Annotated in this window: 22 protein-coding genes; 13 read left to right on the top strand and 9 right to left on the bottom strand. The window is 43.0% G+C overall.

The window, feature by feature from the left end:
• Window positions 1-51 precede the first annotated feature (51 nt).
• Both ACIQYG_RS03795 and ACIQYG_RS03800 read right to left on the bottom strand, forming a co-directional pair.
• Entirely contained in the window at window positions 52-1,590 is a 1,539-nt protein-coding gene (locus tag ACIQYG_RS03795) for a solute symporter family protein (protein WP_402835547.1), read from the bottom strand.
• Between the two features lie 13 nt (window positions 1,591-1,603).
• On the bottom strand, window positions 1,604-1,942 hold the full coding sequence (locus ACIQYG_RS03800) for a DUF485 domain-containing protein (protein ID WP_402835548.1): 339 nt from the start codon (window positions 1,940-1,942) through the stop codon (window positions 1,604-1,606).
• A gap of 157 nt (window positions 1,943-2,099) precedes the next feature.
• On the opposite strand from ACIQYG_RS03800, the gene ACIQYG_RS03805 reads away from it, so the two are divergent.
• The 10 genes from ACIQYG_RS03805 to ACIQYG_RS03850 all read left to right on the top strand — a co-directional run bounded on the left by ACIQYG_RS03805 (window position 2,100) and on the right by ACIQYG_RS03850 (window position 11,067).
• Window positions 2,100-2,228, top strand: coding sequence for a hypothetical protein (locus ACIQYG_RS03805; RefSeq protein ID WP_402835550.1), 129 nt, complete (start codon window positions 2,100-2,102; stop codon window positions 2,226-2,228).
• Window positions 2,228-3,202, top strand: coding sequence for an efflux RND transporter periplasmic adaptor subunit (locus ACIQYG_RS03810; protein WP_402835551.1), 975 nt, complete (start codon window positions 2,228-2,230; stop codon window positions 3,200-3,202). The genes ACIQYG_RS03805 and ACIQYG_RS03810 overlap by 1 nt, the downstream gene beginning before the upstream one ends.
• A 1-nt stretch (window position 3,203) precedes the next feature.
• On the top strand, window positions 3,204-3,944 hold the full coding sequence (locus tag ACIQYG_RS03815) for an ABC transporter ATP-binding protein (RefSeq protein ID WP_402835552.1): 741 nt from the start codon (window positions 3,204-3,206) through the stop codon (window positions 3,942-3,944).
• The gene (locus tag ACIQYG_RS03820; RefSeq protein WP_402835553.1) at window positions 3,871-5,061 is read left to right on the top strand and encodes an ABC transporter permease; all 1,191 of its coding nucleotides are present in this window, start codon (window positions 3,871-3,873) and stop codon (window positions 5,059-5,061) included. Before ACIQYG_RS03815 ends, ACIQYG_RS03820 begins: the two co-directional genes overlap by 74 nt.
• A gap of 110 nt (window positions 5,062-5,171) precedes the next feature.
• Window positions 5,172-5,843, top strand: a complete 672-nt coding sequence (locus ACIQYG_RS03825) for a response regulator transcription factor (RefSeq protein WP_402835554.1) — start codon at window positions 5,172-5,174, stop codon at window positions 5,841-5,843.
• A gap of 10 nt (window positions 5,844-5,853) precedes the next feature.
• On the top strand, window positions 5,854-7,092 hold the full coding sequence (locus ACIQYG_RS03830) for a sensor histidine kinase (RefSeq protein ID WP_402835555.1): 1,239 nt from the start codon (window positions 5,854-5,856) through the stop codon (window positions 7,090-7,092).
• A 109-nt stretch (window positions 7,093-7,201) separates the two neighbouring features.
• Window positions 7,202-7,636 (top strand): hypothetical protein, encoded by a 435-nt coding sequence (locus tag ACIQYG_RS03835; RefSeq protein ID WP_402835556.1) that lies wholly within the window; start codon window positions 7,202-7,204, stop codon window positions 7,634-7,636.
• Window positions 7,637-7,892: 256 nt separating this feature from the next.
• Window positions 7,893-9,077 carry a NupC/NupG family nucleoside CNT transporter gene (locus tag ACIQYG_RS03840; RefSeq protein ID WP_402835557.1) on the top strand — a complete coding sequence of 395 codons (1,185 nt, stop codon included), beginning with the start codon at window positions 7,893-7,895 and terminating at the stop codon, window positions 9,075-9,077.
• Window positions 9,078-9,227: 150 nt separating this feature from the next.
• Window positions 9,228-10,187, top strand: coding sequence for a peptide-methionine (R)-S-oxide reductase MsrB (gene msrB, locus ACIQYG_RS03845; RefSeq protein WP_402835558.1), 960 nt, complete (start codon window positions 9,228-9,230; stop codon window positions 10,185-10,187).
• Between the two features lie 22 nt (window positions 10,188-10,209).
• A complete protein-coding gene (locus tag ACIQYG_RS03850) occupies window positions 10,210-11,067 on the top strand; it encodes an STAS domain-containing protein (RefSeq protein ID WP_402835560.1) in 858 nt (285 codons plus the stop codon).
• A gap of 58 nt (window positions 11,068-11,125) precedes the next feature.
• Here the strand turns inward: ACIQYG_RS03850 and ACIQYG_RS03855 are convergent, their stop codons facing one another.
• From ACIQYG_RS03855 to ACIQYG_RS03870, 4 genes are all read right to left on the bottom strand, one after another.
• The gene (locus ACIQYG_RS03855; RefSeq protein WP_402835562.1) at window positions 11,126-12,778 is read right to left on the bottom strand and encodes a glutamine--tRNA ligase/YqeY domain fusion protein; all 1,653 of its coding nucleotides are present in this window, start codon (window positions 12,776-12,778) and stop codon (window positions 11,126-11,128) included.
• Between the two features lie 300 nt (window positions 12,779-13,078).
• Window positions 13,079-13,804: an amino acid ABC transporter ATP-binding protein gene (locus ACIQYG_RS03860; protein ID WP_402836341.1), complete on the bottom strand. Its 726-nt coding sequence runs from the start codon at window positions 13,802-13,804 to the stop codon at window positions 13,079-13,081.
• A 26-nt stretch (window positions 13,805-13,830) separates the two neighbouring features.
• A complete protein-coding gene (locus tag ACIQYG_RS03865) occupies window positions 13,831-14,496 on the bottom strand; it encodes an amino acid ABC transporter permease (protein WP_402835564.1) in 666 nt (221 codons plus the stop codon).
• A 26-nt stretch (window positions 14,497-14,522) separates the two neighbouring features.
• Entirely contained in the window at window positions 14,523-15,302 is a 780-nt protein-coding gene (locus ACIQYG_RS03870) for a transporter substrate-binding domain-containing protein (RefSeq protein ID WP_402835566.1), read from the bottom strand.
• A gap of 492 nt (window positions 15,303-15,794) precedes the next feature.
• On the opposite strand from ACIQYG_RS03870, the gene purU reads away from it, so the two are divergent.
• Window positions 15,795-16,697: a formyltetrahydrofolate deformylase gene (purU, locus tag ACIQYG_RS03875; protein ID WP_402835568.1), complete on the top strand. Its 903-nt coding sequence runs from the start codon at window positions 15,795-15,797 to the stop codon at window positions 16,695-16,697.
• Between the two features lie 59 nt (window positions 16,698-16,756).
• On the opposite strand, the gene ACIQYG_RS03880 is transcribed toward purU, so the two are convergent.
• The 3 genes from ACIQYG_RS03880 to ACIQYG_RS03890 form a co-directional block, all read right to left on the bottom strand.
• Window positions 16,757-17,416 (bottom strand): SIMPL domain-containing protein, encoded by a 660-nt coding sequence (locus ACIQYG_RS03880; protein WP_402835570.1) that lies wholly within the window; start codon window positions 17,414-17,416, stop codon window positions 16,757-16,759.
• A 140-nt stretch (window positions 17,417-17,556) separates the two neighbouring features.
• Complete coding sequence (locus tag ACIQYG_RS03885; RefSeq protein WP_063234246.1) at window positions 17,557-17,751, bottom strand: YwbE family protein; 195 nt, start codon at window positions 17,749-17,751, stop codon at window positions 17,557-17,559.
• Between the two features lie 110 nt (window positions 17,752-17,861).
• Window positions 17,862-19,382 carry an FAD-dependent oxidoreductase gene (locus tag ACIQYG_RS03890; RefSeq protein ID WP_402835574.1) on the bottom strand — a complete coding sequence of 507 codons (1,521 nt, stop codon included), beginning with the start codon at window positions 19,380-19,382 and terminating at the stop codon, window positions 17,862-17,864.
• Window positions 19,383-19,747: 365 nt separating this feature from the next.
• On the opposite strand from ACIQYG_RS03890, the gene ACIQYG_RS03895 reads away from it, so the two are divergent.
• Both ACIQYG_RS03895 and ACIQYG_RS03900 read left to right on the top strand, forming a co-directional pair.
• Window positions 19,748-20,941 carry an Alp7A family actin-like protein gene (locus ACIQYG_RS03895; RefSeq protein ID WP_402835576.1) on the top strand — a complete coding sequence of 398 codons (1,194 nt, stop codon included), beginning with the start codon at window positions 19,748-19,750 and terminating at the stop codon, window positions 20,939-20,941.
• A gap of 8 nt (window positions 20,942-20,949) precedes the next feature.
• Window positions 20,950-21,492: a hypothetical protein gene (locus ACIQYG_RS03900; RefSeq protein ID WP_402835578.1), complete on the top strand. Its 543-nt coding sequence runs from the start codon at window positions 20,950-20,952 to the stop codon at window positions 21,490-21,492.
• The last annotated feature ends 332 nt before the right edge of the window (window positions 21,493-21,824 follow it).

A 21,824-nucleotide genomic window follows, 5' to 3' on the forward strand; every position in this document is an offset into this window, starting at 1 on the left:
AACCTGATCTCCTTTCTCTTTTTAATATTTTAAAATAATAATGAATTCAGCCTATATAGGATCTTTCATCCCAGTGTTGGCAGTAACCAAAATTTCGTCGAATTTTTTGGCATCAGCTTTCTTGCTTGACAGAAGTGTCCCAACGATGGCTGCGATAAATCCAACCGGGATGGAGATGATGCCTGGGTTGGCTAGTGGGAATAATGGCTCCCCAACGAATATTGCCGCTCCCTCCACCGGTGACCAGACATTGGGACTTAGGAATACGAGCAATAAAGAACTGACCAGTCCAACTAACATGCCCGTGACAGCCCCAGCCGTGTTAAAACGTTTCCAGAATACGGTGAAGACAATGATGGGCAGATTGGCACTGGCAGCGACGGCAAAGGCAAGTGAAACAAGGAAGGCGACATTCATGTTTTGGGCAAATAAGGCAAGGATGATGGAGAGGACGGATACTCCGATGGATGCCCAACGAGCAGCAACGACTTGTTCCTTGTCGGTGGCTTGACCTTTCCGGATGATGTGGCCATAGAAATCATGGGCAAAAGCAGATGCTGCCGATAGGACGAGACCTGCCACAACCGCTAAAATGGTAGCGAAAGCAACTGCAGAGACAAAGGCGAACAGGAAGTCACCCCCAATGGCTTCGGCAAGCAGCGGAGCAGCCATATTGCCGGCCGCATTAGCGGTAATGATTTTGTCGTATCCAACAAAGGCTGCCGCCCCAAAGCCGAGGAAAATGGTCATTATATAAAAGATGCCAATGATCCAAGTGGCATATACCACTGACTTTCTGGCTGTGATGGCGTCTTTCACCGTAAAGAAACGGATGAGAATGTGAGGTAGTCCAGCCGTCCCGAGTACAAGCGCTAAATTAAGGGATAAAGTATCCAAAGGATCCTTGAATTTGTTTCCGGGGTTAAGGAAATCCCCGCCCAAAGGAGTGGCTGTTTTCATCTGCCTGAACATCTCGATCACGCTAAGGTCGAATTTCGCCAACACGATGATGGAGATGATGAATGTACCTGCCATCAATAAAACAGCTTTAACGATTTGGACCCAACTTGTGGCCGTCATACCGCCAAATACGACGTATACGGTCATTAAAATACCTACAATGATGACGGAGTATAAATAATCAATTCCAAGTAAGAGTTTTATAAGGGCACCTGCACCGACTAATTGGGCGATCATATAAAAGGTTGAAATCGAAATGGTGTTAAGGGCAGCAACCCCGCGTACTTTCTTTTCATTGAAACGGGCAGCGATCATGTCCGCCAATGTATACTTGCCAAGGTTACGAAGCGGTTCGGCCACGATATAAAGAACGACCAGATACGCAACCAGGAAACCTATGCTATAGAAAAAACCATCAAATCCAGAGAGTGCGACCATGCCGGCTATTCCCAAAAATGAGGCGGCGGACATATAATCTCCCGCAATGGCCCAGCCATTCTGCCATCCAGTAAGGCTGCTGTCTGCCGTATAAAAGTCCGCGGTCGTTTTGGTGCGCCGTGAAGCAAAATAAGTAATGACCAATGTTAACCCGACAATCATTAGAAATAATATAAAAGCAAGTATATTCATGGTATATTCACCTTTATCCTTTCGCTTCTTTAACGATTTTTTCTACTAATTGGTCAAATGTCGCAGCTTTTCTGGAATAGAGGATACATAAGGTCCAGGTCATGATAAATTGAGCGAAGGCAAAAACCCAGGCCCAACTGATTGTCCCGAAAGCATAGGAGTTAAGAACTTTAGAATAGGAAGTTAGTATGGGTAAGGTGAAATAAAAGATCATAAAAAAGATGGATAGTGGGACGATGAAATTGCGTTTTTTCCTTAGGAGTTCTTGAAATGATTGTGATTGGACGATCTTGGTGTAGTCCGCGGAAGCGCTTACCTTGGTTTCCTTAGCGATTGAATCGTTTGATGCCAAGTTGGTTCCCCCTTCATTACTATTGGTTTGGTTTTCATTACCAATTTTTCTGATAACAGTATCAGTATATATTTTTCAGAATATATTGTAAATTTAAAAACCTAAAATAAAACTTTTTTCGTTCGACATAGTGTTAATTATTTAAAGAAGGAAATGGGTGAAAAGCAAAAGTAAAGGGAGACATCAACGAACGACTATGAAATCAAAACCGACGATCATTAAGGAAAAGTTAAGCTTCTTTCACGATACTGGTTTCAACGAAGGGAATCTGAAAGGAGAAAAGTGATGAAAAAGTTGATAATGATAGGTACGGTTTTAGTGCTGGCGATTGGGGGATGCGTTTGGTTTTTCATGAAGGACAATGCTGAGCCTGTAATTGCGAAATCGGTGACGGCTACAGTTGAAAAGGGAGATCTTGAAGTTCAAATAAGCGGTTCCGGATCGGTCGCCGCAATCAATAGTGAGGACATTACTTCTTCCGTAACGGGTGAAGTGGACGAAGTCCTTGTAGAGAAGAATGAATTGGTTGAGAAAGGTGATGAACTTATTACCTTCACGGATGGAAGTGACCCGATAACGGCCCCATTCGATGGTACCGTTACAACAATGGATGTTGAAGAAGGAGATCGTGTATCAAGCAGTGAAGTGTTGGCACATGTTACGGATTATAAAAAATTGAAAACCACGATCAGTGTTGATGAATTGGATGTTCCAAGTGTTAAAAAAGGACAAACGGTTGAAATTAAAGCCAGTGCTTTTGAAGATGAAACGTTTACGGGGGAAGTGACTAGTGTGGCAAAGGAAGGTACATATGAGAATGGAGTTTCTTCGTTCGATGTCACTATCAAAATTGACAAACCCGGCGATATGAAAATTGGGATGTCGACTGAGGTGAGCATTTTGACGAATAGTGTAAAAGATGCTTTATATGTTCCGATTGAAGCAGTCCAAATCGACGGTGAAGAGAAATATGTGAATATACAACAATCCGGTACAACTGAAGGAGCTGCCAGTACAAAGACAAAGACAGTGGTTGAGACTGGAATCAGCAACGATAGGTATATTGAAATAACTTCGGGTCTTGAAGAGGGACAGTTTGTTTCCTTGCCTATCACCATCAATGAAAGCTCCACTGGCAGCGGCGGCGAAGGAATGAGGGGAGGCCAAGGAGGCGAGATAAGAATTCAGGGCGGCAGCGGAATGCCAAGCGGTGGGATGCCAAGCGGTAGCAGAATGCCGAGTGGCAAGGGAGGTCAGTAAAATGGCGAAACCCATCATAAAAATCAAGAACATGTCTAAATCATATGAATTAGGCGGTGAAACGGTTAAGGCCCTTCAAGATGTCTGTCTTACAATCGATAAAGGCGATTTCATTTCGATCATCGGTCCTTCTGGGTCAGGGAAATCGACGTTCATGAATATGATTGGCTGCCTTGACAAGCCTGACATAGGTGAATATCTTCTTGATGGTAAAGAAGTGGAAAAGATGAAGGATAATGAGTTAGCTGCCATTCGTAATATTAAAATAGGATTTATCTTTCAAAATTTCAACCTGTTAGCAAAACTGACAGCGTTGGAGAATGTCGAACTTCCCCTGGTTTATAGAGGGGCAAGCGTGAAGGAAAGAAGAGAAGTGGCCAATGCGTGCCTTGATATGGTGGGCCTTGGTGACCGGAAGAATCATCTGCCGACCCAACTGTCGGGCGGTCAGCAGCAAAGAGTTGCGATTGCAAGGGCACTTGCCGGTAATCCTCCCGTTTTATTGGCGGATGAGCCGACGGGGGCGCTGGATAGTAAAACGAGTAAAGAAGTGCTGGGTATGCTGAAAGAATTGAACGGAAAGGGACAAACAATCATTCTTATCACCCATGACTTGGAAGTGGCTAAAGAAGCGACTCGTGTCGTCCGGATACAGGATGGTCAGCTATTTGAAAACGGAGGTGATTGGATTGAACCTGAGCGAATCCATGAAGATGGCTATACGCAGTATCAAAACCAATAAAGTCAGGGCATTTTTAACCATGCTTGGGATCATAATTGGAGTTGCCTCCGTAATCGTCCTGGTTGCGATCGGGCAGGGTTCCTCACAGTCCGTTCAGGATGAGATCAATAGCCTGGGAACGAACTTGATAACGGTAAGTGTCACGGATACCGACTCCGTGGAGCTGACGGAGGATACAATTGAACAGTTTAAAGAGCTGAGTGGGATATCGGAAGTGGCGCCTGTGGTCACCGGACGCGTTTATGCAAAAAATGGAGAAGCTACGGCACAGGTTTCAATGACCGGTGCAACTTCATCCTACTTATCAGTTAGGGATCTGGAGCTCAGTCAAGGCCGGTTTTTGACGGATATGGAAACGGAATTACGCTCCAAGGTCGTTGTCCTGGGGGCGGATACAGCCAACACGCTTTTTGAAAATCAAAAAGCCGTGGACCAGAACGTGCTTATCGGCGGTGTTTCCTATCGCGTGATCGGTGTGCTGAAATCGGTAGGCACTTCAATGGGATCGAGCGGGGATGATGTAATCATTGCCCCGATCACCACTGCCGAAAGGGCTACAGGCAGTACGATAATCGGAACCGTCTATTTAAAAGCGGAGAACGAGAATATCATGGATAGGGCGATGTACCAGGTACAAGGGACGATGACCACATCATTCCCGGAACAGAGTGATAACTATTCGGTGTCCAATCAAGAAGATCTGATGGATACAATGAGCTCCGTGTCGGATACGTTCACACTCATGCTTGGCGGGATTGCCAGTATTTCGTTACTGGTTGGCGGAATCGGGATCATGAATATCATGCTGGTTTCCGTCTCAGAGAGGACGAAGGAAATCGGGATCAGAAAAGCAATTGGGGCAAATCGGAAATCGATTCTTCTTCAGTTTTTAATTGAAGCGATGGTCCTGAGCTGCTTCGGGGGATTGATGGGAGTTGGAATTGGCTTGGGAATCGCAAAATTGATTTCAGTTTTTTCAAGTTTAACGATTAGTTATTCATGGTCGGTAACACTGTTTGCCTTCTTATTCTCCATTTTAATCGGGATAATGTTTGGCGTATTTCCTGCCAATAAGGCATCCAGGTTAAATCCAATCCAAGCACTGCGTCACGAATGAACATTCAATTTGAAGAAAGCAGGCGATTAAAAAGCCCGCTTTCTTTTGCATATGAAAAAGGATAAAATCAACATATATATCACAATTCAGGCGGTTGGGAGGTATCCTGCATGAAGGTTTTGGTGGTAGAAGATAATCTTTCATTATTAGAATCGATCCGACAGATTTTGACGGATGAATATGAAGTGGATACAGCGGATAATGGGGAAGATGGGCTATTCATGGCTCAGCAAAGTATATACGATATCATCATTTTGGATGTAATGCTTCCGGGAATCGATGGATTTGAAATCGTACGGAAAATCAGGGAAGCAAAAATAGATACAAGTGTCTTGTTTTTGACGGCAAAAGATGGACTTGAGGATCGTGTCAGGGGATTGGAAATGGGTGGCGATGATTATTTGGTCAAGCCGTTCCAGGCACCGGAACTTAAGGCGAGGATTCGTGCCCTGCTTCGAAGGAGTGGAATTATATCGCTTGCGCAGCATGTGAAATACCGTAATATTGAACTATTGGAAAAAGAAAAGGATATTTTGGTTGATGGAAAGGTCATTAAAATGACCTTGAAACAGTTTGAATTACTGGAATACCTAATTCAAAATAATGGGAAAATATTGACCCGTGAGCAGATTTTCGACCGCATTTGGGGGTTTGATTCAGATACGACGATTGCTATTGTGGAAGTGTTCATCCATCATCTTAGGAAAAAATTGGAACCTTTCAATTATCATAAAGATATTCAAACCGTTCGGGGTATTGGTTATATGCTAAAACAACCATAAGGGGATCATCATGTTCCAAAAAACACGGCTTCAACTAACATTATTGAATTCGATCGTCTTCATTGTCTTAATAGCCATATTAAGCAGAACGATTTATTTCTATACGGAAGACCAGATCTATAAGGATGTCAATGATTCACTTGAACAGGATTACAGGGATTTCAATAATGGCGGCATGCCAGGCGGACGTCCGCAAGGTGAGTTTCTCTTAGGACCGGGACCGAGTGTCATCGTTTGGGGACCGGATGATACGATCATTGAGCCAAGACTGAGTGTAGACCATTTTTTCAAGGTTAATGAACAACAATTTTACCCTGAAAAATTTGATGAGATTGAAGAAATATCGGTGAATGGGCCGACGTATCGTGCCCTTTCCACCAAGGTCGATACGGAGTATGGAGAGATGACCATACAATTCATCAGGAATGTGGATACAGAAAAAGAAATGCTCGATCGCTTGCTGCTCATATTGTTTGTTGGTGGAGGAATTGGAAGTCTAGTGGCGGTGGGTGCAGGCTATCTTCTGGCAGGACGGGCCCTGATCCCAATCAAGAAATCCTGGGATCAGCAGCAGCAGTTTGTCTCGGATGCTTCGCATGAAATTCGAACGCCGCTTGCTGTCATTCAATCGCGGGCTGATTTGCTATTTCAATCACCGAACGCGACCATCGAGGAAAAAGCCGTTGATATATCCATCATTTCGAAAGAGGTCCGGCGATTGAATAAGCTTGTTAACGGACTTTTGACCTTGACCAGAACGGATTCGAATCAAATGGAGGTCAAGAAATCGAACTTTTTCCTTGATGACTTACTAATCGATATTGTGGAACAGTATACGGATATAGCTTCGTTTCAAGAGAAATCAATCATTAGCCACGCCCCTGAACAGGTAGTGTTTCATGGGGATAAAGAGAGAATTCATCAGCTATTGGTGATCTTGGTCGATAATGCCATGAAATTTACCGAGGAAGGCGGGGAGATTACCCTATCCTGCATCAAGAATGCTTCATCCATCATTCTTACTGTAGAGGATAATGGAAAAGGCATTCCGCAGGAAGAACTCCCCTTGATTTTTAACCGTTTTTATCAAGTGGAGCAATCCCGTTCGGCAAATGAAGGCTCCGGCTTAGGTCTATCCATAGCCAAATGGATTGTAAACACACATCAAGGGAACATCAAGGTTACAAGTGAACAGAATGAACGGACCCGTTTTGAAATCACTTTTCCGAGAAATCAAAGAAAAAATTAGTACCATCCAATACGAAAAAGACCCTTAATTCTTCCTTGCTGCTTAAGGAAAAATTAAGGGTCTTTTTAGATAATCATCTTACATTAACTTTCGGAGGAGAAAACCATTGATGAAAAGACTTGGTAGGTTACACTTTTTGGTTGGGATATCGGCTTCGGTGCTCTTAATGGCCCAAGCAGTCATCGGGATCATGATGTATGTGGAGGGCAGCGGAAATGAACCCATGAATCGACAGGCGGCGATGGGCCAGCCTGCCGACCGCAGCACTACAGAATCGGCTAATGGCAGTACGGTGACAGATGATCCATCTTCGGAAACGGCAACTAATGATATGCAGGGAACTCCACAAGGGGGGCCTAATGGTTCCGGGACTCCAGGAGAAATGCCAAGCGGGGGCGGTTTCCAAGGCATAGACTCTTTTGCAGGGAAATTCATCGACTTTTATCAAGGTGCAGGTGGCTTGGCCGCATCCATCATCATCTTTGTAATTGGAGGCGCTGGATTAGCGACAACGGTGATATCCAGAAAAAAGCTGCCTGAATAGTCGATATTGGGAAGGAGAAGGTTCCTTTAGAAGGGGAGCCTTCTTTTTTTATTCACGAAACCCATTATTGTCACTAATTGTTATTTTAAAAAGTGAAATAATAATTGCACTTAAAAAAATATTAGTTTAATATAGACTTCTGGAGAGGTACGTACATGTATTTTGGATGAAAGAGAAAACGTTTGCATAAATTTTTTGAGGGTATCCTACTATTAATGCACGAACATTAAATTCACCCTTAGTGGAGGCAGAATATATGAAATTTCTGATTGCAATTATAGGACTGCTTATTGTTTTTGGACTAGCTATCTTAGTCAGCAGTGACCGGAAGAAAGTTAAAATTAAACCGATCATCCTCATGGTGGTCATTCAGCTTGTTTTAACTTATTTATTATTAAACACGAAGTTTGGCTTAGTGATCATCAATTCGATTGCCGATGGTTTCGGAAAACTTTTAGAATGGGCAAATGAAGGGATCACCTTCGTATTTGGCGGGATTGTAAACGAAGGAGCATCGCCCTTCTTTTTAAATGTCCTTCTTCCTATCGTCTTCATCTCAGCATTAATCGGGATTTTACAGCACTTCAAGATCCTTCCGTTCATCATGAAGTGGATTGGATTCGTTCTAAGTAAGGTGAATGGGATGGGTAAATTGGAATCTTACAATGCGGTTGCATCAGCAATAGTAGGCCAATCCGAGGTTTTCATAACCTTGAAAAAACAACTCGGCGCCATTCCGCCATCTCGCATGTATACGCTTTGTGCATCAGCCATGTCAACTGTATCGATGTCGATTGTCGGTGCATATATGACGATGATTGAACCAAAGTACGTTGTGACGGCAATCGTTATTAACATGTTCGGTGGATTTATCATCGCATCCATCATCAATCCTTATACCGTAACGGATGAAGAGGATATTCTCCCTGTTGAAGAAGGGGCAGAGAAGCAGTCTTTCTTCGAAATGCTTGGAGAATATATCATGGATGGGTTCAAGGTTGCTATCACTGTAGCAGCGATGTTAATTGGTTTCGTTGCTTTAATCGCAGGGATCAACAGCGTATTCGACATGATCTTCGGCATCAGCTTCCAAGACATCATGGGGTATATCTTTGCACCGTTTGCCTTTATCATGGGTATACCGATTTCAGAAACCGTGACTGCTGGCGGAATCATGGCGACGAAACTGGTAACCAATGAATTCGTTGCCATGCTAAGCTTAGGGGAAGCATCAGCAGCCTTGAGCGAAAGGACGATAGGGATCGTTTCGGTTTTCTTGGTTTCATTCGCTAATTTCTCATCAATTGGAATCATTGCCGGTGCAGTCAAAGGACTTCATGAAAAACAGGGAAATGTTGTAGCCCGTTTCGGCTTGAAGCTGCTATACGGTGCGACTCTTGTCAGCATCCTATCAGCGATCATTGTAAGTGTGATACTTTAAATAACGGATCTAACACAAAAATGCACTTGGGTTTACTCCTAAGTGCCTTTTTTATATTTGTTACGCAAAGATAGAATTTTTGAATTTGAAGGTGTTTGGCCTGCTGGTATATAATACATAAAATGACAGGCGTGAAAGGGGAGTTTTAGGATGACGATGGATGGAAAAGAAACAGCTATCTTTGCAGGAGGCTGCTTTTGGTGCATGGTTGCCCCCTTTGATGAAATGGATGGAATCATTTCAGTGACATCAGGTTATACAGGCGGTAAATTTGCCGCTCCTAGTTATAAACAAGTGATTACCGGTGCGACTGATCATGTTGAAGCGGTTCAAGTGGTATTCGATCCATCAATCATTTCCTATAAAACGTTATTAGATATATTCTGGCGCCAAATCGATCCTACGGATGACGATGGACAGTTCTCGGATAGGGGAGAGCAATACAATGCAGCCATTTTCTATCTTAATGAACGTCAGAAACAGGAGGCAGAACAATCGAAGGAAGATTTAATGATGAGCGGGCGGTTTAAGAAACCTATTGTTACGGGTATTCTACCCTCGGGGGAATTTTACGATGCTGAGGAATATCATCAAGCATTCTATCGGAAAAATCAATTTCGCTATGCATTGTATCGTAAAGGCTCAGGACGGGATGCTTTCATTAAAGAAAATTGGCCTAAGGATAATGCACACCTTAAAAAGACCTTAACGGAGAGCCAGTTTCATGTCACCCAGGAAAATGGCACGGAGCCGTCTTTCGATAATGCCTATTGGGACCATTTTGAAGAAGGCATTTATGTGGATGTCGTTTCCGGGGAGCCTCTATTCAGTTCGCGGGATAAGTATGATAGCGGTTGTGGGTGGCCAAGCTTCACGAAGCCCATCATGTCGGCAAGTGTCAATGAAAAAATGGATCTCAGCCACCGAATGACCCGGACCGAGGTGCGCAGCAGGGATGCCGATTCACACCTTGGACATGTTTTTCCTGATGGCCCAAGTCCTAAAGGCACGAGATATTGCATAAACTCTTCAGCCCTTCGATTCATTCCTAGAAATGAAATGGAAAAAGCGGGATATGGAGATTTATTAATTCTATTTAAAATGAAATAACTAGTGAGATAGGGGAACACAAATGGATACAATAGATGAAAGATTATATCGATATATCCTTGATAACTCATCCAAGATTACGGAAAACTGGCTGGCTTTAAGGGAGAAGCAGTCTGGCTCCATCTATTCAATGGATTCTGATGAAGAAATCGAAAAGCTGCTTAGGGAACAGAATACATTGACCATCAAGACAGTGACAAGTGCTTTACTTGAAGATAAAACTGCCTTTATTGAAACGATGGAGCAGTGGGCCGCACTTGTTGCGAAGAGCAGGGTTGAATCGGACACACCCATTTACGAAGTGTTGGAAGCGCTTAATAAGGTACGGGAAACATATTGGGGATTCATCACTGATTATATGCTCATGGATACGAAGATAACGAAAGAAATAATCATCCGGTGGAGCCGGCTTATTAATCGTGCCTTCGATCAATTGAACCGTGAGTTCACTGAGCAGTATTACCTTTTGACAAAAGAACGTTTGTCAGCTCAGCAGGAGCTGATTAATGAACTGGGCGCACCTGTCATTCCCATTGTTGATGCCATTGCGGTATTGCCGTTAATCGGTGAAATCGATACCTATCGGGCAAAGGAAATTTTGAATGGGACTCCAAGCAAATGCATTAGCAAAAATATCACACACTTATTCATCGATTTATCGGGAGTCTCCCTTTTGGATACGATGGTTGCCCAACAGATCTATCAATTGATAAGTACCCTGAACCTGTTAGGCATTCAATCGACCATTTCCGGGATTCGTCCTGAAGTGGCCCAGACATCGATTCAGTTAGGTCTAGATTTTAATCAGGTTTCGACACATAGTACTCTTAAACAGGCCCTTTCCAAGCAAGGGATCAAACTTTACAAAAAAATGATATAAGGGTGCAGAAAATGAAAAAGAACCAGATCCGCTAGGAATCTGGTTCTTTTTCGCGATTCTATAACTTGAATGAACTTTTCAACCCGACGATTTGGTTGAAGACCAAGTGATCGGCCGCAGTGAGTTTTGAATCAACATTATAATAGCCATGCCTGAAGAATTGGAATTTATCCTGAGGCTTAACATCTTTCATGTTAGGCTCGACAAACCCTTGTAAAATTTCTATAGAATCAGGGTTTACCCGGTCCAAGAATGATTTTTCTTCCTCTTCATCATTTTCCTCATCCAAGATTAGAGGCTGATAGTTGCGGAATTCTGCTGAAACGGCTTGTGAAGCTTCGACCCAGTGCAATGTACCTTTCACTTTACGGCCAGTGAAGCCCGATCCGCTTTTCGTTTCAATATCGTATGTGCAGCGAAGTTCAATGACATTACCGGCTTCGTCTTTTATCACTTCTTCACATTTAATGAAATAAGCATGTTTCAAACGGACTTCATTGCCCGGGAAAAGTCGGAAATACTTTTTCGGAGGGTTTTCCATGAAATCGTCCTGTTCGATATATATTTCACGTGAAAACGGGATTTGGCGTGTACCCATTTCCGGAACTTCCGGATTGACCTCAGCATCCAGCCACTCTATCTCGCCTTCCGGATAGTTGGTGATGACCACTTTAAGCGGGTTCAGGATAGCCATAGTCCTTGGAGCCTTCAGCTTTAAGTCTTCGCGTACGAAGTGATCAAGCATTTGAGAATCTACGACACCGCTTGTTTTCGCGACACCTATCTCTTGGCAGAATGCACGAATAGCTTCGGGTGTATACCCGCGTCTCCGCAAGCCTGAAACAGTAGGCATCCGCGGGTCGTCCCAGCCGTCCACGAAGCCCTCATCGACAAGTTGTTTCAGTTTTCGCTTGCTCATTACTGTATTGGTCAGGTTAAGACGGCCAAATTCATATTGTTTTGGTTTGCTTTCCATTTCACAATTCTCAACGATCCAGTCATAAAGAGGGCGTTGATCTTCGAACTCAAGCGTACAAATGGAGTGTGTGACTCCCTCGATGGCATCTTCAATTGGGTGGGCAAAGGCATACATTGGGTAGATGCACCATTTGTTGCCGGTATTATGGTGTTCAGTATGGGAAATACGGTATATGACGGGATCACGCAAATTAATGTTAGGTGAGCTCATATCGATTTTTGCACGCAATACTTTTGCGCCGTTTTCGAATTCACCGCTGCGCATCTTTTCAAATAGTTCAAGATTCTCCTCGACGGTTCTATTGCGGTAGGGGCTGTCTTTTCCCGGCTCTGTCAGCGTTCCGCGATATTCACGGATTTGGTCGGCATTAAGGTCGTCCACATATGCCAGTCCTTTATTGATGAGCAGCACAGCTCTTTTATACATTTCATCAAAATAGTCGGAAGCGAAGAAAAGGTTATCCCAGTCGTAACCGAGCCATTTTACATCTTCCTTAATGGAGTTGACAAACTCAATATCCTCTTTCAATGGATTCGTATCATCGAAACGAAGGTTGGTTTTCCCATTGAAATCATCAGCCACCCCAAAATTCAAAATGATTGATTTGGCATGCCCGATATGTAAATATCCGTTCGGCTCAGGAGGGAAGCGGGTGATGACATGATCATGTTTTCCGGACTCTAGGTCATCTTTTATAATATTTTTAATAAAATTCGAAGAGTTATTTTCCAACTGAATTCGACCTCTTTCATTTATATACTTCTTTTAATTTTACCTGTATATATACCATAAATACAGATATTTTTCCATGTTCGAGCCGGAATCAGGATTTATCTGAAACAATTCATCAAGTATTTAGTTTGTACAATCAGAGCGGGAAATATCCCTGGAACTTTGATCATGTAATTTAGGGAACTACCTAACTGGATAGTAAAGAAACCAATAAATCCTTTATCATTCAAAAAAAGCAATACAGGAATTCACGCCTGTATTGCTTATAATCTCGCTAGCAGACAGATTCTAGAATTAAAATCAAAAGACTGTCGTTTGCAAAAATTCTTTTGTACGCTCTTCTTTTGGATTGGTGAAGAATTCTTTTGGCGGTCCGCTTTCGACCACCCTCCCATTATGCATGAAGACAATCCAATCCCCGACTTCACGTGCAAAGCTCATTTCATGTGTAACGACTACCATTGTCATCCCTTCCAAGGCAAGTTCCTTCATCGTGGCAAGAACTTCCCCGACAAGTTCGGGATCCAGAGCCGAGGTAGGCTCATCAAAGAGCAGGATATCAGGCTTCATGGCTAGGGCGCGGGCGATGGCAACACGCTGTTTCTGGCCGCCTGAGAGCTTGCTTGGATAGACATCCGCTTTATCTGATAAACCGACTTTGGCAAGCAATGCCTTTGCTTCTTCAATTGCTTGGGCCTTAGGGACCTTTTTGACGTGTGTCGGTGCTTCGATGACATTTTCCAGTACGGTCATATGAGGAAACAGGTAGAAATGCTGAAATACCATTCCGACTTTCTCGCGGATTTTATTAATATCATGGGTACCCGGATTGACTTCCGTTCCTTCAATGAGGATTTGGCCGCTGTCTTTCTTCTCTAAATAATTCAAGCAGCGGAGCAGGGTGCTTTTTCCGGAGCCGCTTGGTCCGATCAGGCAGACAACATCGCTATCGAGTACCTTCATATCAATATCTTTAAGTACATGCAGGTTTCCATACGATTTATTTAAATTCCTTATCCGAATCATTTCTTTTTGTTCCACTTCAATTCCCCCTATCGATCACTAATGGACAGTTTCTTTTCGAATAAATTGACGATAATGGTCAGGAAAGCCACTAGAATCAAGTAGTAGACCGCTACAATCAATAAATAAGTCATTTCATCGAAATTATTCGAGCCTAACGTAGTCGCCACATTAAACAGCTCATTCATGGATATGAAGGCTGCCAGTGATGAATCCTTCAGTCCGATGATGAATTGGTTGCCAAGCGGCGGCAATGCGCGGCGGAAGGCTTGAGGCAAGATGATTCTCCTTAAGGTAAGCGAATTGCTCATGCCAAGGGAGCGTCCTGCCTCCATTTGGCCTTTGTCGATGGATTGAATCGTACCACGTAAAATCTCTGAGATATAAGCTCCATTATGGAAGGCCAGGGCAAGTGACGCCGCCCAGAAGTCCGGCAGTAAGAAGAGATTGCTGATACCGAAATAGAGTATGAATATCTGTACGATTAAAGGTGTTCCACGTACCAGGAATACATATGTATCTGAAATCCATGTAAGAATTTTTATATTGGATATTTTTAAAAGTGCGAATAGCAACCCGATGACGATACCTACCAATATGGAAACTACCGTCAGTTCCAAAGTGAGGAGCATGGCTCGGATGAATACGTCCGAGGAGCTAAATAATGTATCTAAAAAATGTGAAAAACTTGGCAATGTAATGACTCCCTTTCTATCAATCTTTATTCAGGCTTAGTTGTGATGTCCTCACCAAAGTATTTTTTGCTGATTTCCGCAAGAGTTCCATCTTCCCGGAGGTTTTCAAGTGCTTCGTTGATGCGTGCAAGCAGCTGAGGGTTGTCGTTAGGCAGTACGATGGCCTGCTCGCTTCGTTCGATCAATTGCCTTCCTTCGATGTCGAAACCTTCCTTGGTCGCTTCCTTGCCGGTTACGAAGTCGGTGATCACGGCATCATGACGTCCTCCGCTCAATGCCTTCAGGGCGGTGATATCACTGTCATAGGTTTTTACATTGGTTGTATATTTTTCTGCTGTGGTTGCGTACGTAGAGCCTTTAGAAGCTGCAACTTCCTTACCCTTTAAATCTTCAACCGTTTTAATATCACTATCCGAACGGACGAAAATTTGAGGACCTGAGTAGTAATAAGGGGTTGAGAAGGCGACATGTTTACTTCGTTGTTCATTGATTGTATGACTGGCAACCGCGGCATCTGCCCGGCCGGTCTTGACACCTTCCACGATACCTTTGAACTTTATCCGTTTAGGCACTGGTTCTAGGTCGAGTTCCTTTGCAATTGCATCGCCAACTTCAATATCGAACCCGGTTACGGTCATGTCATCATTGACATAACTGAATGGCTTGAATTCACCTGAGGCAGCGAAAACAAACTGGTCCTCATTGATCAGCTTACTCCCGTCCTCCAGCTGGTCCTTTTCAGCACAGCCGGACAGAAGTCCAAGAACAGCCAGAATGGATACAATGAATGTAAATGATGATTTCATGATAATTTCATTTCCCCCTTTGAAAAAAACTAATAGAATGGTCTATACCCTTATGAGGCAGTGAATAACCTTATTAACTAGGGAAAATAAAACTGAAATAAAAAAGGTTGTCCAGATCATGCCGACATTTCATTCAAGAATCCCCCTTCACTATGCATTTCATAAAGGTTCTCGGCCTTTGCCTTCATTTCCTTCCAAATTACCGGTAATTTCTAGAAATAATGACAATAATCATTTAAAAGAGTAAGAGATTTCGGCTAGATTCAACTCTAGAGACGAATGTAAAACAATTCAGGATGATGATTTAGACTCTATCGAAAGAGAAAAACAGATGAAAAACCGTATCTAGTGAATGGGATGGGGTAAAACTGTGGAGGATTTAAAAAAGGTCAATATTGGCCGCCAACAAAATCCCGAATTGTTTGACTGACTTTAATTTTGCCCATGGATTGAAGTATAATATAGCAAAATAGAAGAAGGGCAGTTGGGAAAATGGTAAGCAACTTTGTGCAAGAGCAGTTACAGGAATTTCGCGAAAGAAATCAAGATAGAGGACGTTTGATTATAAAATGTCCGGACCAGCCTGGAATTGTTTCAACAGTTACGGCTTTTCTTAAAGAATATGATGCAAATATTGTTGAATTGAGTCAGTATTCGATGAATCCTGAGGGCGGTACCTTTTTCACCAGGATCGAGTTCGATTGTCCAGGATTGAATGACAAGGCAGCGGATATGCAACTGGCATTCCAGGAAGTTTCGACAGCATTCTCGATGCAATGGACATTTAATCATGTGAGTGATCTGAAGAGGACGGCAATCTTCGTTTCGAAGGAACCGCATTGCCTTCTGGAATTGCTATGGGAGTGGCAAAGCGGGGATTTATTGGCTGACATTGCGCTGGTCATCAGCAATCATGAGGATACGAGGGAAATTGTCGAATCGATGGGCATCCCTTTTTATTACATTCCTGCAAATAAGGATATACGTAAGGAAGTGGAGACTAAACAGTTGGGACTTCTGGAAGAATTCAAAGTGGACCTTATTGTTTTAGCCAGGTATATGCAGATATTGACGCCGGACTTCGTAGCGGCCCATCCGAACAGAATCATCAATATCCATCATTCATTTTTACCTGCCTTCATTGGAGCACGGCCTTATGAACGAGCTTATGACAGAGGCGTTAAGCTGATTGGGGCGACTTCCCATTATGTGACGAATGATTTGGATGAAGGTCCAATCATCGAGCAGGATATTGAACGTGTGGACCATCGTGATTCTGCCGGGGATATGAAGAAAATCGGTCGTTCAGCTGAACGCAGGGTGCTGGCACGTGCCGTTAAATGGCATTTGGAGGACCGCGTCCTTGTTCATGAAAATAAAACGGTAGTCTTTTAAAGCGAAAAACCCCCCTTTGGGCTGCCAAGGGGGGTTTTTAGGATGGAATTTAGTGAGTGCTAGTACGTGTATTCCACCCTTACTGAGGCAGTGATGTTCAATTCACCAGGCTGAATCGGGGTAGTCGCCATTTTTGCAAAGGTACTTGTTTGGTATAGCATTGGAGTTGCTGTTTCAGATAACTCTTCAACCTTATTAGGGACTGGGTTCAATGAGATTCCTAGCGTTCGAGCCATGGAGAGTGCTTTTTCATATGCATTTTTTAAAGCGAGAGAAAGTGCCTGGTTATAGAATGCATCTGGATTGGATAAGGAGAAGCGGATGCTGGTGATTGAATTGGCGCCGCTTCTGACGGCCGTGTCGATTATGCTGCCTATTTTCTCGATGTCGGTCGTTTGGGCTTGTATGATGTGCTGGACTTTGTAGTTCTTGAACAATTCCTTCCCGTCAATATAATCATATTGTGGATCGATTCTGTAATCACTCGTTTTCAATTGCTCTTCGGGAATGCCTGTGGATTTAAGTGCTGCGATGACTTTTGCGATTGCTTGGGAATTGGCTTGCTGGGCCTTTTGCGGGTCCTCATCCTCTGTTATGACTCCAAGGGTGATCGTGGCTTGATCCGGAGCAGCAGATAGCGTCTCTGAGCCGGAAACTTTCAATATATGTTCATCGTTACGGTAATGAACACTATCGGGGGCATTGTATTCTTGTTTCATTTTGACACCAGCCTTTTTAAAGAGATAATCTCACCCCTATTGTACGAATTATGTTCGGGAAACATGATTGAAATATCCCCATCGCCATTAATTCGGTCGAATGATCACAAAAAAAACACTCGGCCTGGACCGAGTGCACATTACTTATGAATGACTTGAACCCTGCCAACCTGGCCATCAGTCAATCTTACTTTAATTCCATGAGGGTGAGTGCTTGAATTAGTTAAAATATCCTTTACAGTGCCGCTTGTCAGTTTTCCGCTGCGTTGATCTGCTTTAAGTACAATGTCCACAGATGTACCTGGGGTAATATCTTTCCGGTTTTTACCGTTCATGTTCAATTCAATCCTTTTCAGAGTTATTTGCAATCATTCAACCATGCAGTAACTTCAGTATAAGGAATACGGCGGGCCCAGTCGAATATTAGATAAAATCACGATGACCATCAGCGTATTTTTTTCAATGGTTCGACAGCAGGGCCATTTAACACTTCACCTGCGATGGAGTAGCGGGAGCCATGGCATGGGCAATCCCAAGTACGGTCGCCGCTATTCCAGGCAACTTCACACCCCATGTGTGTACATGTGGAATCAACGATATGAAGCTGGCCATCATGATCACGGTAACATCCAGCTTTGTCTCCATTCACCTTCACGATTGCTCCTTCATCAATTCCTATGTCTTCAGGCGTTTTATGATTGACAGCCAATTTTCCTTTGATCAGATGCTTCGCCACATCAGCATTATCTTGGAGAATATTCTTCACGCCTTTTAAACGGGCAGGATCATACAATTCCGCATACCGGTTATCTCTTTGCAAAATCCGGTCAGTTAAAATCGTGGCGGCAATCGATCCATTCGTCATTCCCCATTTCGCATAGCCGGTAGCTATCAGGACGTTTGGATGATTGGGTGTCACTGGACCGACGAAGGGGATATTATCTGGTGTCACAATATCCTGTGCCGACCAGCGGTAGGGAATGTCTTTCACATCGAAATACCGGGAGCTGAAGTCCTTCAGTGCTTCATAATGCTCGATCATCGGGACGCCCTGGCCTGTTTTATGACCGTCGCCGCTGACGAGTATAAGTTTTTCCCCATTGTCCAATTCCGTATAGCGAAGGGAGCGGGTAGGGCTGTCTGCACTGTAATACATCCCACCTGGATATTCCTGTTCAGTCTTGATACCGAGTACATAGGACCTATCTACATGAACACGGGCAAAGTATAAGCCCATTTCATCATTGAAAGGGAAGTGGGAGGCGACGATAACCTGATTGCTTTTGATGGAATGTCCCGTATCCGTCAGAACGGTTGGTGGATCGCCTTCTTCAATCTTCATTGCCGTTGTCCGTTCATAAATTGTGCCTCCTGCATCGAGAATAGTCGAAATGAGGGACGTTAAGTATTTTAATGGGTGAAACTGTGCTTGATCTTTCATTATCACAGCAGCCTTACAAGGAATGGAGAAAGGGATATTCTCGGCATAATCCCCGCGAATGCCAAGTTTTTGATAGGCTTTCAATTCATTTTGAATTTTGATTTTATATTCATCAGTATTTGCGTAGACATAGGCATCCTGTGCAGTCAAATTACAATCGATGGAATGTTCTTCTACCAAGTCTTTGATTAGCTTCATACCATCTGAATTGGCTTCATAATAAAGTTTGGCCTTCTCTTCGCCATGGTCAGTGATCAATTGGTCGTATATCAAGCCATGCTGGGCCGTGATTTTTGCTGTAGTGTGTCCTGTCGTTCCATTAAGGATTACACCAGCATCAATCAGTGTGACTTTAACACCTTGTTTAGCCAGTAGATAAGCAGAAGTGATTCCAGTGATTCCGCCGCCTACTATTAAGACATCAGTGGTTAAATCTGTATCTAGTTTAGAGAAAGAAGGGAAAGTCAACGCACTGCGCCAATAAGGTTCTGGAAATCGGGGAAGGTCTGTATTTTTTTCAGTCATTTGAATACCTCCTTACAGTTCATTAGTGAATCGTCCATTTATTACCATACCCAAATCCGCTATTTATACGCTTATTTTTTATAAGAAGAAAGATAAAAAAATACATTATTTGGTTTGTTTACAATTAAGTATACATGTAAACAAAAGGAGATAGTTTGTACACAAATATGTGTACATGTTTACAAACACGTACACATGGCTATATATAAGGTGTATACACATTTGTTCCTATTGTAAACAATTTGAAAACAATTCGACAAATATAGCTACAACTTATGAAGGATTGACTATCGTGGCAACTTTTCCTATTCTTAAAGGGAAAGCTTCACTTAAATTTTTTTCTATTAAAAAGGGGATGTTTTTAGATGAGTTCTAGAATCGCAGCAGTAGACGTAGGAAATGATGCTATCAAGGCTATTTTTGGAAAGCTAGAGTCTGAACTTTATATACCGAACGTCATTGCAAAAGACATAGAGGATCGTCCGGTCATCGGGATTGAGGAACTTAATGAAAAAAACCCATTGGAAGGGATTCATATCAGAGTTCATTCACCAGCCCTTCAAGATAATAATGCTATTTATCGTGTTGGAAACTTGGCGACAAAAAGCGATAATCCTTCAGAACTGGATATGGGGAGCAGTAAATCAGAAGAAGATCAAACATTGGTCATGCTTTTTGCGGCCCTGGCATTAGACGCGGCCAAACAGGGGAACAATGATAAATTCAAAAAAGTGAATAATGTTGTGGAAGCCAATTATACGCTTGGAACAGGCTTGCCTCTTCGTGAGGTTAAAGAGGGAAAAGACGTCGGGTATCGTTCGAAATTACTCGGATCTGTCCATCAGGTCGAATTTTTAATTACCCCTAAATACCAAGGCATGAAGGTTAATATCAAATTCGATGAAGTGAAAGTCTATCCAGAGGGCTTCGCAGCATACATAAATTTGGTCATGGATAATGATTTGAATATCATTAACCGTGAATTGATCGATAGAAGAATCCTCATTCAGGATATCGGTGGACTATCGACAGATATCGCGGTCATTAAAAATCGTAAAGTGGACGATGATAAAGCACAAGGATTCAATTTGGGAGTAGCCGAAGCCCTTGAATCGATCCGTGAGGAAATCAGGAAGAAACATGGTGTCGAGCTGGATAGTAGGCGCGATGTCGTCGAAATCATCACGAAGAAAAATGATCGCAATCATATTATGGTTCGCGGAAGCCGGACAAGCGTCCATGATATCGTTGATCGCATTTTGGGAGAACTGGCCAAAAAGCAATATCGCCACCTGCGTAACGTATGGCAAAAAAATTCACAAACGGAAATCTGCTATTTTGTAGGCGGGGGATCGATTGTCCTGAAAGACTACTTGAAAACATTGAATCAAAATTTCGATGGCTACAATATAGACTTTTTCGAAGATGAGCGGGAAAGCGTTTGGATGATGGCAAACGCCTATTATAAATTGATTTCGGATTTTAATCGCCGGAATGCAAAGGAACAGAACCAGTCACAGCAAAAGAAGAAAGAGCAAAGAACGGGTTCCGCTAAATAGGTGAGAGAATGAAAAAAACAGCTTCTTCTGAAATTAAAAGAGGACAAGCCATCACTTTTCGTATCCCTTCGGATGTATCAGACTATACGTTAAGACAGCTGCAGAAATTGAAGGAAACGGAAAGAAGGAATTTTTCCAGTAAAATTGCAGAGTATGTTCTCGATGGAGTCGGGCAATCCACCCATCAGGATCGGGAAATGATTGCCCTGCCCCTGCCGAACAAGCTAAGCAAATCTCAGCGTGATTGGCTCAAGCATTCCCACTCAGAAGCTATGCTTGGAACGATTATGTACCACCTTTTATCCGATCCTTTACGCGCTACGGCCTTGCTAGCCTCTTTGAACAATAATGTACTGGATGAGGAATTTTATGTGCAGGCCGAGCCTGAAGAAAAGGAAGCCGAGCAGGTTCAAAAAGAACTGCCTAAGAAAGACCTGGATGACTTTGATTGGAGTTTGGATGTACCCGAACAACAAGAGGAAGAACCCGAACCGGAAGAGGAAAATCTCGACGATCTCCTGGGTGATTTTCTTGATCAAATGAACCAGTGAATGAACATATAGGAGGATATCCGGCGACAAGTTGGATATCCTCCTTTTTCTTTGCGGGGTATAAGGAATGACACAAAAAAAAGAGTATATCAAGCTGCAGCCTTTTCCCGGCCAACTTCGGGGAAGTTCTTTCGAGTGAGAGATTACCCCCCTTGTAATCGCCGGACACATTCCTTCTCTTTTCAATAATGGCGCAGGAAGGTTTGTTTTTCCTCAATAACAATCCGGTTTACCCATGATCGATTGAAGGTTTTTTATATGGAAAAATTGTCGAATTAATCGTACATTTGCAAATCTCACTCCCCTTGTAAAATTAGATCTCCTTTCAGTCA

Source organism: Peribacillus sp. NPDC096622 (genome assembly GCF_044762665.1).
Classification (GTDB): domain Bacteria; phylum Bacillota; class Bacilli; order Bacillales; family DSM-1321; genus Peribacillus; species Peribacillus frigoritolerans_B.

Coding starts and splice junctions, on each gene's coding strand:
- ACIQYG_RS03795 (WP_402835547.1), bottom strand. CDS start 1,590: ATGAATATACTTGCTTTTATATTATTTCTAATGATTGTCGGGTTAACA.
- ACIQYG_RS03810 (WP_402835551.1), top strand. CDS start 2,228: ATGAAAAAGTTGATAATGATAGGTACGGTTTTAGTGCTGGCGATTGGG.
- ACIQYG_RS03815 (WP_402835552.1), top strand. CDS start 3,204: ATGGCGAAACCCATCATAAAAATCAAGAACATGTCTAAATCATATGAA.
- ACIQYG_RS03825 (WP_402835554.1), top strand. CDS start 5,172: ATGAAGGTTTTGGTGGTAGAAGATAATCTTTCATTATTAGAATCGATC.
- ACIQYG_RS03830 (WP_402835555.1), top strand. CDS start 5,854: ATGTTCCAAAAAACACGGCTTCAACTAACATTATTGAATTCGATCGTC.
- ACIQYG_RS03835 (WP_402835556.1), top strand. CDS start 7,202: ATGAAAAGACTTGGTAGGTTACACTTTTTGGTTGGGATATCGGCTTCG.
- ACIQYG_RS03840 (WP_402835557.1), top strand. CDS start 7,893: ATGAAATTTCTGATTGCAATTATAGGACTGCTTATTGTTTTTGGACTA.
- msrB (WP_402835558.1), top strand. CDS start 9,228: ATGACGATGGATGGAAAAGAAACAGCTATCTTTGCAGGAGGCTGCTTT.
- ACIQYG_RS03850 (WP_402835560.1), top strand. CDS start 10,210: ATGGATACAATAGATGAAAGATTATATCGATATATCCTTGATAACTCA.
- ACIQYG_RS03860 (WP_402836341.1), bottom strand. CDS start 13,804: ATGATTCGGATAAGGAATTTAAATAAATCGTATGGAAACCTGCATGTA.
- ACIQYG_RS03870 (WP_402835566.1), bottom strand. CDS start 15,302: ATGAAATCATCATTTACATTCATTGTATCCATTCTGGCTGTTCTTGGA.
- purU (WP_402835568.1), top strand. CDS start 15,795: ATGGTAAGCAACTTTGTGCAAGAGCAGTTACAGGAATTTCGCGAAAGA.
- ACIQYG_RS03880 (WP_402835570.1), bottom strand. CDS start 17,416: ATGAAACAAGAATACAATGCCCCCGATAGTGTTCATTACCGTAACGAT.
- ACIQYG_RS03885 (WP_063234246.1), bottom strand. CDS start 17,751: ATGAACGGTAAAAACCGGAAAGATATTACCCCAGGTACATCTGTGGAC.
- ACIQYG_RS03890 (WP_402835574.1), bottom strand. CDS start 19,382: ATGACTGAAAAAAATACAGACCTTCCCCGATTTCCAGAACCTTATTGG.
- ACIQYG_RS03895 (WP_402835576.1), top strand. CDS start 19,748: ATGAGTTCTAGAATCGCAGCAGTAGACGTAGGAAATGATGCTATCAAG.
- ACIQYG_RS03900 (WP_402835578.1), top strand. CDS start 20,950: ATGAAAAAAACAGCTTCTTCTGAAATTAAAAGAGGACAAGCCATCACT.